The sequence below is a fragment of the Pseudomonas asplenii genome (assembly GCF_001293465.1).
Lineage (GTDB): Bacteria > Pseudomonadota > Gammaproteobacteria > Pseudomonadales > Pseudomonadaceae > Aquipseudomonas > Aquipseudomonas fuscovaginae_B.
On record NZ_JSYZ01000050.1, the window covers coordinates 1 to 14,201 of the forward strand.

The following is a 14,201-nucleotide window of genomic DNA, read 5'->3' on the forward strand; positions in this document are numbered from 1 at the left end:
GAAACAGAACCTCCACTCAGCCAGCTGGGAACGGGGCCGGTAGATCAAAAGCAAGATCAAAAGCAGAGGGGGCATCTGGAAGTTTTTCGGCGACTTCAATGGCCTCTTCGCGGGCAAGCCCCGCTCCTACAGATAGATGTCGTATGCAGCCTCCGTGTACGACGTAAACTTGTAGGAGCCGGGCTTGCCCGCGAAGCTCTTTGCTCTTGCTTTTGATCTACCGGCCCCGTTCCCAGCAGGCCGAATGGAGCCCTGGTGTAGTGGGGAACTCGGCATGGATGCCGAGTTAGCGCCGATGGGCATGGATGCCCATGCGGCGCGACCCACGGAGCGAGGGTGGAATGAGGGAACCCCTCGCGTAGCGGGGGGCCAATGGAGGGGCAAGCGTTTTTTGGTTACTTTTTTTGGCGTCTGAAAAAAAGTAACTCGCCCGTAAGGGGCGAAACCGTTACACCAGTTAAACGCGCAAACGGATACACACGCATCCCCCAAACTTAAACACCAGCATTAAAAACCGAGACGAAAAAAAAGGTGCCCCAAAAGGTGGCACCTTGATTTTCAGATCACGGCAGTCAACTCAACTGCCGATAATCTTCGAAGCGAGCCAGAACAAACCGGCAGACAACCCGACGGTCGCCGGCAAGGTCAGTACCCAGGCCAGCAGAATGGTCTTGATCGTGCTGCTCTGCAGCCCGCTCTTGTTCGCCAGCATGGTCCCCGCCACACCCGACGACAGCACGTGGGTCGTCGAAACCGGTAGCGCGAAGATGTTCGCCAGGCCGATCATTCCGGCCGTGGTGATCTGGGCCGACATGCCCTGGGCATAGGTCATGCCCTGCTTGCCGATCTTCTCGCCAATGGTCAGCACCACCCGTTTCCAGCCGACCATGGTCCCCAGGCCAAGGGCCAGGGCCACCGCCAGAATCACCCAGAACGGTGCGTATTCGGTCGTGGCGGTCAGGTCCTTGCGCAGTTTTTCCAGGTCCGCCTTCTCGCGCGCGTCCAGGCCCGGCAGCTTGCCGACCTTCTTCGCGGTGTCGTCCAGGCAGAGCAGGTAGCGGCGCACTTCGATACGCTTTTCAGGTGCCAGCGAATGGTAGTCGTTGACGCCCTTGAGATCGTTCAGCAGCGCGGCGATGGTCGGTTCGGTCTGCTGCGGATTGCAGCTGAACTTGCCCGGCAGGTCGTCCTGCACGCTCTTGCCCAGTGCCAGGAACTCGCTCAGGGTGGCGCTGTTGCGCTGGTAGAACTGGCTCAGGTGCAGGGTCGCGTCGCGGGTGCGTTCGATCTGGTAGGTGGTGGTGCTCAGGTCGAGTACGAACTGCGCCGGCACGATACCGATCAGCACCAGCATGATCAGGCCGATACCTTTCTGACCGTCGTTGGAGCCGTGCACGAAGCTCACGGCCATGGCCGAAACCACCAGTACCATGCGATTCCAGAACGGAGGGTGCTTCTTGTCGTCGATCTTGCGGCGCTGTTCCGGCGTCTTGTGCATCTTCGACTTCGGACGCCACCACTTCAGGGCGACCAGAACCAGGCCTGCCACCAGCATGCCGGCCAGCGGCGAGAACACCAGCGAGGCACCGATATCGATCGCTTTCTGCCAGTTGACCCCGTCGCCTAACGGAATGTCGTTGAGCAGGGCATTGGCCAGGCCGACACCGAGGATCGAACCGATCAGGGTGTGGGAACTCGAGGCCGGAATGCCGAAATACCAGGTTCCCAGGTTCCAGGTGATGGCCGCAGCCAGCAGCGAGAACACCATGGCCAGGCCATGTCCGGTGTTGACGTTGATCAGCAGTTCCACCGGCAACAGGTGGACGATGGCATAGGCAACGCCGACCCCGCCGAGCAGAACCCCGAGGAAATTGAATACACCGGAGGAGAACACCGCGAGATGGGGCGGCATCGCTTTGGTGTAGATCACTGTGGCCACCGCGTTAGCGGTGTCATGAAAGCCGTTGATGAACTCGAAGCTGAGGACAAAGGCCAGGGCGAGCAGCAGGCTCACGAGGACCCAAGCATCCAGTCCGCTGAATAAATCGATCATGTAGGTTTTCTGACCCGGTCATAAGGGGGCGCGATTATGCCAGAAAAGCCCGCTAATCGATGCACTAGCTGCCCATCGGTAACATTCTTCAATGAAAAAAAATGTAGGAAACCCTGCAAACCCAGGTTTTCCGGGGCTCTGGCAAGCTTCTGATTTCATTGGAAATATCTGGAAAACGCGAGGTTTCGGTGCAGGGCTTCTGGGCCGAAACGGCTGTATGAAATTTCTGTGTGAGGACCTGCCTGGCGTCAATCAGCCCGTTGGGTGGGGCGGCTTCCAGGGCTCGTCGCGGATAGCACAAGCCGTTGACATGCGGGAGCCTGGCAGGATCCGGGTAGGATGACAGGCTGCAGGAGGCAAGCCTCACGGTGTCAAGGCTGAGTCGCCTGGGCCTGTTGCGCCTTGAGTTCCTGTTCCATCTTTTGCAGTTCCTGGCTAAAGGCCTGGTCGCGAAGACTGGCCCGTTTACGCCAGGGTTTGCGTTCCGGTTCGGGTTGCGCGGCGTAGGTGGTGACTTCTCCGCCGTAAACATCCTTGTAACGTTGTTCCTGGCGCTCAAGTTCCGCGCGCAGTTCGTCTTTCGTCACAGTGTTACCTAATTTGAATTGAAGGGTTTTTCCGTCTCTGTAAACACGACCGCGCGGGATGGACTTGCCTGACAGGGCTGAGCCCGGCTCCCACGGCCACGAGGGCGCCTGATGGCACGCAGCGTACGTAGAGTATATCGGTCGGTTTGAACAATATTACCGCGAAGAGGGGAGAGCCCGTCAACTTTGTCCAGGGGCTTTGTCACGTAGGAGTTTTGAACTGTAACTTGAGGGCTTGGGCAAGTGCTGCCTGTTTCCCGGCGGCAAACTTTCGCTGGAAGTTTTTGATACCGCTAATTGGCTGGGTAATAACAGTTGTATAGGGAAGCTTGTATCACCAGCACTGCAAAAGAGGGGGGAGGGGAGAACGGCCTTACTTCGTGGGTAAGGCCGTGCCGGTGAGTTCCCCGGTGGGTACCTGACCAGTATGCCGGGAATCGCAGAGCGGCAAGGCAACGTTATAAGCCTCGGGACCGCCCAGGTCAATTGCGATTATCGGCCGTATGTTCGATAATCGCACAATGTAGGGCCTGCATGGCTTGTCTATCGGCTGTCGGCGGCCTGTAATAGCGGCTGACAGTGTGAACAAGGACCTGGAATGAACGACCCACTGCGTACTGCCTTCAATTCCGTCGCGCCGCCTATCGTCGCCTCGCCCGCCAAGCGGATTCAGGCCTTTACCGGCGACCCGGATTTCATGACGTCGCTGGCCCGTGGCCTGGCGGTGGTACAGGCGTTCCAGGAGCGCAAGCGGCACCTGACCATCGCGCAGATCAGCCACCGCACGGAGATTCCCCGGGCGGCCGTGCGACGTTGCCTGCATACACTGATCAAGCTCGGCTATGCCACCACCGACGGGCGCACCTATTCGCTGTTGCCCAAGGTGCTCACCCTGGGGCATGCCTATCTGTCCTCGACACCCCTGGCGGTGTCGGCCCAGCCTTATCTGGACCGCATGAGCGAGCAGCTCCACGAGGCCTGCAACATGGCCACCCTCGAGGGTGACGACATTCTTTACATCGCCCGCTCGGCCACGCCGCAGAAGCTGATCTCGGTCGATCTGTCCGTCGGCGGGCGACTGCCGGCCTACTGCACCTCGATGGGCCGGATCCTGCTGGCCGCGCTGGATGATGCGTCGCTGCAGGACTACCTCGAACATGCCGACCTGCAGCCCAAGACCAGCCGTACCCTGCATACCCCCGAAGCGCTGCTCGAATGCCTGCAGCAGGTGCGTCGACAGGGCTGGTGCATCGTCGACCAGGAGCTGGAGCAGGGCCTGCGTTCGATTGCCGTACCGGTCTACGACGCCTCGGGCCAGGTGCTCGCGGCCCTGAACGTCAGCACCCATGCCGGCAGTGTCAGCCGCAGCGAGCTGGAGCAGCGTTTCCTGCCGAACATGCTCGCCGCCAGCCGTGACCTGAGTGCCCAACTGTTCGCCTGATGGCCGGCTCCTCAGCAAAGCTGTTCGATAACCGCCCAGTTACGCGTTTATCGAATTGCGCGGTTGAATACCGCTGATTAATGTCGCGGCAGCGCCCTGAATTGACGAGCCTGCAAGGCTCGCTCCGGGCCGCTCTAATAATAATGAAGAGGCCAGACCGCCATGAACATCTCTCCCGATACCTCTCCCGCGTGTTCGCCGTCCTGACGCGGCACGCCTGAACCAACCCGCTTCATCCAACGTCGCCGGCCCGGTCGGCGCCTGTTCGTCTGCGCGCTTGTGTGGAAATAAAAATAATGAACCAGCCTCAATCCACTGTCGGTCACTGCCTCGATGTGCAGTCCCTTATCAATAGCCAACCGCTGTCCAGGTACCAGTGGCGGGTGGTGATCCTGTGTTTCCTGATCGTTTTTCTCGATGGCCTGGACACGGCGGCCATGGGCTTCATCGCGCCGGCGCTGTCCCAGGACTGGGGCATCGACCGTGCCAGCCTCGGGCCAGTGATGAGTGCGGCGCTGATCGGCATGGTCTTCGGCGCGCTCGGTTCCGGCCCCCTGGCGGACCGCTTCGGACGCAAGGTGGTGCTGGTGGGCGCGGTTCTGCTGTTCGGCGCCTTCAGCCTGGCCTCGGCCTACAGCAGCAATGTCGACCAGTTGCTGGTGCTGCGCTTCCTCACCGGGCTGGGCCTGGGCGCGGGCATGCCGAATGCCACGACGCTGCTCTCGGAATACACCCCGGAGCGGCACAAGTCGCTGCTGGTGACCAGCATGTTCTGCGGTTTCAACCTGGGCATGGCCGGTGGCGGTTTCGTCTCGGCCAAGCTGATCCCGGCCTTCGGCTGGCACAGCCTGCTGTTGATCGGTGGGCTGCTGCCGCTGTTGCTGGTGCTGGTGTTGTTGCTCTGGCTGCCGGAGTCGGCGCGTTTTCTGGTGGTGCGCAACCGCGGCGTGGACAGGATACGCAAGGCCCTGGCGCCGATCGCGCCACAGCAGGTGGCCGCGGCGGCGAGCTTCAGCGTGCCGGAGCAGAAGACGGTCAAGGCGCGCAATGTGCTGGCGGTGATTTTCTCCGGCACCTACAGCGCCGGCACCCTGCTGCTGTGGCTGACCTATTTCATGGGCCTGGTGATCGTCTACCTGCTGACCAGCTGGCTGCCGACGCTGATGCGTGACAGCGGCGCGAGCCTGGAACAGGCCGCGTTCATTGGCGCCCTGTTCCAGTTCGGCGGGGTGCTGAGTGCGGTCGGGGTGGGTTGGGCCATGGACCGCTTCAACCCGCACAAGGTCATCGGCACTTTCTACCTGTTGGCCGGGATCTTTGCCTACGCGGTCGGCCAGAGCCTGGGCCACATCGCCCTGCTGGGAACCCTGGTGCTGGCGGCCGGCATGTGCGTGAACGGCGCGCAATCGGCGATGCCTTCGCTGGCGGCACGCTTCTACCCGACCCAGGGGCGGGCCACGGGTGTGTCCTGGATGCTCGGGATCGGTCGTTTTGGCGCGATTCTCGGCGCCTGGATGGGCGCTACGCTGTTGGGCATGGGCTGGAACTTCGAGCAGGTGCTGACCGTGCTGGTGGTACCGGCGGCGCTGGCGACGGCTGGCGTGCTGATCAAGGGCCGGGTCAGCCACGCGGATGCGACCTGAGTCGACCGGGTGTGGGGGGAGTCGATAGCCTGCAAACAATTGGTTCGATTATCGAACACATAATCGATTATCGGATTGTTTGCGGGCCGAGCCCCGGCTTAATCTGGCTTCACTTCGGCGCTGACCTCGCGCCTTTTTCTTCCAAGCTGGCTTGTTGAAACCGGGAGTCTGTATCCATGGCTGAAATACTTTCGCTGCATGACGCGGTGAAGCAATTCGTCAATGACGGCGATACCGTCGCGCTCGAAGGCTTCACTCACCTGATTCCGACTGCGGCGGGTCATGAAATCATTCGTCAGGGCAAGAAAGACCTGACACTGGTGCGGATGACCCCCGACCTGATCTACGACCAACTGATCGGTGCCGGTTGTGCTCGCAAGCTGGTGTTTTCCTGGGGCGGCAACCCGGGGGTCGGTTCCCTGCACCGTCTGCGCGATGCGGTCGAGAAGCAGTGGCCTCATGCGCTGGAAATCGAGGAGCACAGCCACGCCGACCTGGCCAATGCCTACGTCGCCGGCGCTTCCGGCCTGCCATTCGCGGTGCTGCGTGCCTATGCCGGCTCCGACCTGCCGAAGGTCAACCCGCTGATCAAGAGTGTGACCTGCCCGTTCACCGGTGAAGTGCTGGCCGCAGTACCTTCGGTACGTCCCGATGTCACGGTGATTCATGCGCAGAAGGCCGACCGCAAGGGCAACGTCCTGCTGTGGGGCATTCTCGGCGTGCAGAAGGAAGCTGTGCTGGCGGCCCGGCGTTGCATCGTCACCGTCGAGGAGATCGTCGACGATCTGCAGGCTCCGATGAACGCCTGCGTCCTGCCGACCTGGGCCGTCAGCGCGGTCTGCCATGTCCCGGGCGGCGCCCACCCGTCCTATGCCCATGGCTATAGCGAGCGCGACAACCGTTTCTACCAGGCCTGGGATCCGATTGCCCGCGACCGGGAAACCTTCACCGCCTGGATCGCCGACTACATCCATGGCACGGCGGACTTCGCCGAGTTCCGGGCCAAGCTGGCCCAAGCCTCGGAGGCAAAATAATGACCTACACCACCAATGAAATGATGACCGTTGCCGCCGCCCGTCGCCTGAAGAACGGTTCGGTCTGTTTCGTCGGCATCGGCCTGCCGTCCAAGGCGGCCAACCTGGCGCGCCTGACGTCCTCGCCGGATGTGGTGCTGATCTACGAGTCCGGCCCGATCGGCGCCAAGCCCAGCGTGCTGCCGTTGTCCATCGGCGACGGTGAGCTGGCGGAAACCGCCGATACCGTGGTGCCGACCGGCGAGATCTTTCGCTACTGGCTGCAGGGTGGTCGCATCGATGTCGGTTTCCTTGGCGCGGCCCAAGTCGACCGTTTCGGCAATATCAATACCACGGTGGTGGGTGACTACTTCTCGCCGAAGGTCCGTCTGCCCGGGGCTGGCGGCGCACCGGAGATCGCCGGTTCGGCGAAGAGCGTGCTGATCATCCTCAAGCAGTCGGCGCGCTCCTTCGTCGACAAGCTGGACTTCGTCACCTCGGTCGGTCACGGCGAGGGCGGCGATTCCCGTCAGCGCCTCGGTCTGCCGGGCGCCGGTCCGGTAGGCATCATCACCGACCTGTGCATCATGGAACCGGAAGCCGGGACCCACGAGTTCGTCGTCACCTCCCTGCACCCGGGCGTGACCCGTGAGCAGGTGATTGCCGCCACCGGTTGGCCGGTACGGTTCGCCGAGCAGGTCGCCAGCACCGCCGAGCCGACCGACGTCGAGCTCAGCGCCCTGCGCGATCTTGAGGCCCGCACTGCCGCGGCCCATGGCCAAGCCCCGGGAGAAGCCTGATGCGCGAAGTCTTTATCTGTGACGCCGTCCGTACCCCCATCGGCCGTTTCGGCGGCGGGCTGGCCGGTGTGCGTGCCGATGATCTGGCCGCCGTGCCGATCAAGGCGCTGCTGGAACGCAACCCGTCGGTGAACTGGAGCGAGGTCGACGAGGTGTTCCTCGGCTGCGCCAACCAGGCCGGCGAGGACAACCGCAACGTCGCGCGCATGGCCCTGTTGCTGGCCGGGCTGCCGGAGAGCGTTCCCGGCGTGACCCTCAACCGTCTCTGTGCCTCGGGCATGGAAGCGATCGGCAATGCCTTCCGCGCCATCGCCAGCGGCGAAATGGAGCTGGCGATCGCCGGTGGCGTCGAGTCGATGTCCCGGGCTCCGTTCGTGATGGGCAAGGCCGATGCGGCGTTTTCCCGCAACATGAAACTGGAAGACACCACCATCGGCTGGCGCTTCATCAACCCGTTGATGAAGGCCCAGTATGGGGTCGATGCGATGCCACAGACCGCCGATAACGTCGCCGACGACTACCGGGTGTCCCGCGCCGACCAGGACGCGTTCGCCCTGCGCAGCCAGCAGCGGACTGCCGCGGCCCAGGCCGCCGGGTTCTTCGCCGAGGAGATCGTGCCGGTGCGTATCGCCCACAAGAAGGGCGAGACCGTGGTCGAGCAGGATGAGCATCCGCGCGCCGATACCACCCTGGAGGCCCTGGCGAAACTCAAGCCGGTCAACGGTCCCGACAAGACCGTCACCGCCGGCAACGCCTCCGGTGTCAACGATGGCGCGGCGGCGCTGATCCTGGCCTCCGCCGAGGCGGTGAAAAAGCATGGCCTGACCGCCCGCGCGCGGGTGCTCGGCATGGCCAGTGCCGGCGTGGCGCCGCGGGTCATGGGCATCGGCCCGGTGCCGGCGGTGCGCAAGCTGACCGAGCGCCTCGGGCTGGCGGTGAGCGAGTTCGACGTGATCGAACTGAACGAAGCCTTCGCCAGCCAGGGCCTGGCGGTGTTGCGCGAGCTGGGGATCGCCGACGATGCGGCCCAGGTCAATCCGAACGGCGGTGCCATCGCCCTCGGCCATCCCCTGGGCATGAGTGGTGCACGCCTGGTATTGACCGCGCTGCATCACCTGGAAAAAACCGGCGGCCGCAAGGGCCTGGCGACCATGTGCGTCGGCGTTGGCCAGGGCCTGGCGCTGGCTATCGAGCGGGTCTGAAGCCCACCTCTGTAGGAACCGGCTTGCTGGTGATCAGGACGATGGGGTGTAGCAGAGATTCCGTGTCGTATTGATCGCCCGCAGGCAGGCTTCTACAAAGGTCTGGTGTGCCGGGGGAACAGGCTTGTTGCAAAGTATGTCTAGACTGCAACTATCCCTTACGAGTGAGTGAACATGACAACAACAACGACGCCGTACACCGGTGAGGAACGCAGCAAAAGGATCTTTGCCATCGTCGGTGCTTCTTCGGGCAACCTGGTCGAATGGTTCGACTTCTACGTGTATGCCTTCTGTGCCATCTATTTCGCCCCCGCCTTTTTCCCTTCCGATGACCCGACGGTTCAGTTGCTGAACACTGCCGGTGTATTCGCGGCCGGCTTCCTGATGCGTCCCATCGGCGGCTGGCTGTTCGGCCGGGTGGCCGACAAGCACGGGCGCAAGAATTCGATGATGATCTCGGTGCTGATGATGTGCGGCGGCTCCCTGGTCATCGCCTTCATGCCGACCTACGCCAGCATCGGCGCCTGGGCGCCGGCGCTGCTGCTGGTGGCGCGGCTGTTCCAGGGCCTGTCGGTGGGTGGCGAGTACGGCACCACCGCAACCTACATGAGCGAAGTGGCGTTGCGTGGCCAGCGGGGTTTCTTCGCCTCGTTCCAGTACGTGACCCTGATCGGCGGCCAGTTGCTGGCGGTGCTGGTGGTGGTGATCCTGCAACAGTTTCTCACTGAACCCGAACTCAAGGCCTGGGGTTGGCGCATCCCGTTCGTGATCGGCGCCGTCGCTGCGGTGATCTCGTTGCTGCTGCGTCGTTCGCTGAAGGAAACTACCAGCAGGGAAACCCGCCAGGACAAGGACGCCGGCAGCCTGCGGGCGCTGTTCCGTGACCACAAGGCGGCGTTCGTCACCGTGCTCGGCTACACCGCTGGCGGCTCGCTGATCTTCTACACCTTCACCACCTACATGCAGAAGTACCTGGTGAACACCGCCGGGATGAGCGCCAAGACCGCGAGCTTCGTGATGACCGGCGCCCTGTTCCTCTACATGTGCCTGCAACCGGTGTTCGGCATGCTCTCGGATCGGATCGGCCGGCGCAACTCGATGCTCTGGTTCGGTGCCCTGGGGGCACTGTGCACGGTACCGATCCTGCTGACCCTGAAGACCGTCACCAGTCCGTTCCTGGCCTTCGTGCTGATCAGCCTGGCTCTGGCGATCGTCAGCTTCTACACCTCGATCAGCGGCCTGGTCAAAGCCGAGATGTTCCCGGTCCAGGTGCGTGCGCTGGGGGTGGGGCTGGCCTATGCGGTGGCCAACGCGGTGTTCGGCGGTTCGGCGGAGTACGTGGCGCTGAACCTCAAATCGATGGGGATGGAGAACGCCTTCTACTGGTACGTGACCGTCATGATGGTGGTCGCCTTCCTGTTCAGCCTGCGCCTGCCGAAACAGGCGGCGTATCTGCACCACGATCATTGATCGACCTGCGCGCCCGTGATGGGCGCGCCTTTACCAGGGATCTTCCATGCAACGACCGAGCAACCAACTGTTCGATGCCTACTTTATCGCCCGCGATATGGCCCAGGTGTTTTCCGACCAGGGCCGGGTCCAGGCGATGCTCGACTTCGAGGCCGCGCTGGCCCGTGCGCAGGCGCGGGTCGGGCTGATTCCCCAGGCGGCGGTCGCGCCGATTGCCGCGGCATGCGAGGCCGGGTTCTACGATTACGCCGCTCTCGGCGAGGCGATCGCCACGGCCGGCAATTCGGCGATCCCGCTGGTCAAGGCACTGGGCAAGCGGATCGCTGCCGCCGATGCCGGGGCCGAGCGTTATGTGCATCTGGGCGCCACCAGCCAGGACGTCATGGACTCCGGCCTGGTGCTGCAACTGCGCAGTGCCTGGCAGTTGATCGACGCTGACCTGCAACGCCTGGCTGACGTATTGGCAGCCCAGGCCCACCGGTATGCGGACACACCGCTGGCCGGGCGGACCTGGTTGCAACAGGCCACGCCGGTCACCCTCGGCATGAAGATCGCCGGTTGGCTGGGCGCGGTCACCCGCCATCGCCAGCGTCTGCGCGAACTGCAACCGCGGCTGCTGTGCCTGCAGTTCGGCGGTGCCTCGGGCACCCTGGCCGCCCTCGGCGAGCAGGCGATGCCGGTGGCCGAGGCGCTGGCCGAGGAGCTGCAGCTCAACCTTGCCGAACAACCCTGGCACACCCATCGCGACCGCCTGGTGGAATTCGGTGCCGTCCTCGGCCTGATTGCCGGCAGCCTGGGCAAACTGGGACGCGATGTCAGCCTGCTGATGCAGACCGAGGCCGCCGAAGTCTTCGAGCCGTCGGCACCGGGCAAGGGCGGTTCCTCGACCATGCCGCACAAGCGCAATCCGGTGGGCGCCGCGGTACTGATCGGCACCGCGACCCGGGTTCCGGGCCTGCTCTCGACCCTGTTCAGCGCCATGCCCCAGGAACACGAGCGCAGCCTCGGCCTGTGGCACGCCGAATGGGAGACCCTGCCGGAAATCTGCCGGCTGGTCTCGGGCTCGCTGCAGCAGGCGCTGATCGTTGCCGAAGGCCTGGAAGTGGACCCGGCGCGGATGCTGAGCAACCTCGATCTGACCCGTGGCCTGTTGCTGGCGGAGGCGGTGAGTATCGTCCTCGCCCAGCGCCTGGGGCGCGACGCCGCCCACCACCTGCTGGAGCAGTGCTGTCAGCGCGCGGTGGCCGAGCAGCGCCACTTGCGGGCTGTGCTGGGCGACGAACCGCAAATCACCGCGCAACTATCCGCGCAAGAACTGGACCACCTGCTCGATCCGGCCCATTACCTCGGCCAGGCCCGTACCTGGGTCGAGCGTGCGGTGGCCGAGCATCTGGCTTTTACCTGAAGGAGATTGTCGTGGCTTTTGTACAACTGGCTGATGGCGAACTGCACTACCGCTTCGACGGTCCGCAGGAGGCACCGGTGCTGGTGCTCTCCAACTCCCTGGGCACCGACCTGGGCATGTGGGACACCCAGATCCCGGCGTTCGCCGAACACTTCCGGGTGCTGCGCTACGACACCCGTGGCCATGGTCGTTCGCTGGTGACCGAAGGTCCGTACAGCATCGAGCAACTGGGCCGTGACGTAGTGGCCCTGCTCGATGCGCTGGGTATCGAGCGGGCGCACTTCTGCGGCTTGTCCATGGGCGGGCTGATCGGCCAGTGGCTGGGTATCCATGTCGGCCAGCGCTTGAACAGGCTGATCGTGTGCAACACGGCGGCGAAGATCGGCGACCCGGCGATGTGGAATCCGCGCATCGAGACCGTGTTGCGCGATGGCGCGGCGGCCATGGCCGCCTTGCGCGACGGGGCGATCGCCCGCTGGTTCACGCCGCAGTTTTCCGCCGCGCAGCCACAGCAGGTCAAGCCGATCACCGACATGCTCGCCGCCACGTCGCCGCAAGGCTATGCGGCCAACTGCGCGGCGGTGCGCGATGCCGATTTTCGCGAGCAACTGGACAGGATCCGCGCTCCGGTGCTGGTGATCGCCGGCAGCGAGGATGCGGTAACGCCGCCCAGCGGCAGTCTGTTCATCCAGCAGCACGTCAAGGGCGCCGAGTACGCCGAATTCCATGCCGCCCACCTGTCGAACGTACAGGCCGGCGATGCCTTCAGCCAGCGCGTGCTGGATTTCCTGCTGGACCGGGTTTGAGGAGAGTGTCCGTGGACGAGAAACAACGTTATGCCGAGGGGATGCGGGTGCGGCGTGCCGTGCTCGGGGATGCCCATGTCGACCGCAGCCTGAACAACCTGACCGAGTTCAACTCGGAGTTCCAGGAGATGATCACCCGCCATGCCTGGGGTGATATCTGGACCCGCCCGGGGTTGCCCCGGCACACGCGCAGCCTGATCACCATCGCCATGCTGATCGGCATGAACCGCAACGAGGAGCTCAAGTTGCACCTGCGGGCCGCAGCCAACAACGGCGTGACCCGCGAAGAGATCAAGGAAGTGCTGATGCAGAGCGCCATCTATTGCGGTATCCCGGCGGCCAACGCGACCTTCCACCTGGCGGAATCGGTGTGGGACGAACTGGGCGTGGAATCGCGTCAGTAAGCCCTCCACGGCCTGTTCCCATGCGCCTGCCTGGGAACAGGCCGTGGCGGCGGTCCTTTCTCATTCGTCTGAAAAAACGCCCATCCCGGAACACTTGGCGTTTTCGCTGATCTGACAGGAACGATGGCCCCTCCGTGTGATGGCGGAGGGCAGGGACGTTGCGCCATCCTGTCGGTAAGATGCGCACTCAAGTTCCCATTCCGTTCTGCATGACGATGGCTTGAATACATCTTGGTTCTGCAATTGTTGTGACCTGGACCAGGCCAACCTCATGAAATCGCTTTTGACCTCATTCCTGGTGCTTGCGCTCGCCACGGGCCTGGCCGGCTGTATCGGCCCGCCGATCCCCCTGAGCCCGAGCACCGAACAGGCGCTACGCACGCAGCCGCCGATCCGTTTCCTGCTGACCTTCGATGACGGGCCCAGTGCGTCGAGTTTCTACAACCCGACCGCGTCGGTGCTCGACGACCTGGCCCATAACCCGATTCAGCCGGGCATCAAGGCGGTGTTCTTCGTCCAGACCGGTGCCCCCAGGGCCGGCAACAGCGACATAGGCCGGGCGCTGATGCGGCGCGAACATGCCGAGGGGCATGTCCTCGGCTTTCATACGGCGGGGCACTGGCACACCAACCATCGTTCATTGAATCCGCAGGAACTGGAACAGTCACTGAACGATGGCAGTGCCGTTATCGCAGCGATCACCGGTGCTCCGCCGACCCTCCTGCGGCCGCCGTTCTGGAACTACGACAAGCGCACGTTCGCGGCCTACCGGCAGCATGGGCTGCACGTGCTGCTGACTGACCTCAGTGCCAACGATGGCAAGGTCTGGGGGATCACCGCGAGCCCGCAGCGCCGGGCCAACCTGCTCAAGCACCTGGCCGAGGTGCGCGAGCAGATCGTCCGGGGCGAGATGCCGGTGGTCGATGGGGTGATTCCGGTGGTGGTGACCTTCCACGACCTCAACCGCTATACCGCCCGGCACATGCAGGAGTACCTGCAGATCCTGATGGATTGTGCGCGGGAGACCGGCGTGCGGACTGCCGAGCAGCCGTTCTACACCGATCGTTCGGCGCTGCTGCGGGCGGTACTGGCGCGTACGGTGCCGAGCAGCTCCACGCCGGTACACTTGCCCGGTTTCTGGGATTGGTGGTGGGACCGCGATTCGCACTGAGTCGAGCGGTGTTGCCGGTGGCCGGTTCGCGGGCAAGTCCTGCTCCTGCAGATTTATGTCGCATGCAAGCCCGCGTAAGACTCCACTCATGTAGGAGCAGGGCTTGCCCGCGAATAGGCCCTGAAGTCCTGCTCTCAAAGTCAGCCCAACCGGTTCACAGCAACGAGATCGGGTAGCTGATGATCAGGCGGTTCTCGTCGAACTCG

12 protein-coding genes are annotated in these 14,201 nt (G+C 63.5%); 10 read left to right on the forward strand and 2 right to left on the reverse strand.

Annotated elements, in window-relative coordinates:
* Window positions 1–577: 577 nt before the first annotated feature.
* Together PF66_RS31090 and PF66_RS32525 are read right to left on the reverse strand one after the other, a co-directional pair.
* Entirely contained in the window at window positions 578–2,053 is a 1,476-nt protein-coding gene (locus tag PF66_RS31090) for an inorganic phosphate transporter (protein WP_054057632.1), read from the reverse strand.
* A gap of 371 nt (window positions 2,054–2,424) precedes the next feature.
* Window positions 2,425–2,640, reverse strand: coding sequence for a hypothetical protein (locus PF66_RS32525; protein WP_081005909.1), 216 nt, complete (start codon window positions 2,638–2,640; stop codon window positions 2,425–2,427).
* A gap of 598 nt (window positions 2,641–3,238) precedes the next feature.
* On the opposite strand from PF66_RS32525, the gene pcaR reads away from it, so the two are divergent.
* The 10 genes from pcaR (at window position 3,239) to PF66_RS31145 (ending at window position 13,995) form a co-directional block, all read left to right on the forward strand.
* Window positions 3,239–4,081: a pca regulon transcriptional regulator PcaR gene (gene pcaR / locus PF66_RS31100; RefSeq protein WP_054057634.1), complete on the forward strand. Its 843-nt coding sequence runs from the start codon at window positions 3,239–3,241 to the stop codon at window positions 4,079–4,081.
* A 296-nt stretch (window positions 4,082–4,377) separates the two neighbouring features.
* The gene (locus PF66_RS31105) at window positions 4,378–5,724 is read left to right on the forward strand and encodes an MFS transporter (protein ID WP_054064824.1); all 1,347 of its coding nucleotides are present in this window, start codon (window positions 4,378–4,380) and stop codon (window positions 5,722–5,724) included.
* A gap of 176 nt (window positions 5,725–5,900) precedes the next feature.
* Entirely contained in the window at window positions 5,901–6,758 is an 858-nt protein-coding gene (locus PF66_RS31110; RefSeq protein WP_054057636.1) for a CoA transferase subunit A, read from the forward strand.
* Window positions 6,755–7,537 (forward strand): CoA-transferase subunit beta, encoded by a 783-nt coding sequence (locus tag PF66_RS31115; protein ID WP_193394249.1) that lies wholly within the window; start codon window positions 6,755–6,757, stop codon window positions 7,535–7,537. Before PF66_RS31110 ends, PF66_RS31115 begins: the two co-directional genes overlap by 4 nt.
* The gene (gene pcaF / locus PF66_RS31120; protein ID WP_192842682.1) at window positions 7,534–8,739 is read left to right on the forward strand and encodes a 3-oxoadipyl-CoA thiolase; all 1,206 of its coding nucleotides are present in this window, start codon (window positions 7,534–7,536) and stop codon (window positions 8,737–8,739) included. Before PF66_RS31115 ends, pcaF begins: the two co-directional genes overlap by 4 nt.
* 174 nt (window positions 8,740–8,913) lie before the next feature.
* Entirely contained in the window at window positions 8,914–10,209 is a 1,296-nt protein-coding gene (locus PF66_RS31125) for an MFS family transporter (protein ID WP_054057639.1), read from the forward strand.
* A 46-nt stretch (window positions 10,210–10,255) separates the two neighbouring features.
* A complete protein-coding gene (locus PF66_RS31130) occupies window positions 10,256–11,614 on the forward strand; it encodes a 3-carboxy-cis,cis-muconate cycloisomerase (protein ID WP_054064826.1) in 1,359 nt (452 codons plus the stop codon).
* An 11-nt stretch (window positions 11,615–11,625) separates the two neighbouring features.
* Window positions 11,626–12,420: a 3-oxoadipate enol-lactonase gene (gene pcaD, locus PF66_RS31135; protein ID WP_054064827.1), complete on the forward strand. Its 795-nt coding sequence runs from the start codon at window positions 11,626–11,628 to the stop codon at window positions 12,418–12,420.
* A gap of 11 nt (window positions 12,421–12,431) precedes the next feature.
* Complete coding sequence (gene pcaC, locus PF66_RS31140; protein WP_054060792.1) at window positions 12,432–12,824, forward strand: 4-carboxymuconolactone decarboxylase; 393 nt, start codon at window positions 12,432–12,434, stop codon at window positions 12,822–12,824.
* Window positions 12,825–13,095: 271 nt separating this feature from the next.
* Window positions 13,096–13,995 carry a polysaccharide deacetylase family protein gene (locus PF66_RS31145; protein ID WP_193394248.1) on the forward strand — a complete coding sequence of 300 codons (900 nt, stop codon included), beginning with the start codon at window positions 13,096–13,098 and terminating at the stop codon, window positions 13,993–13,995.
* Window positions 13,996–14,201: the final 206 nt, after the last annotated feature.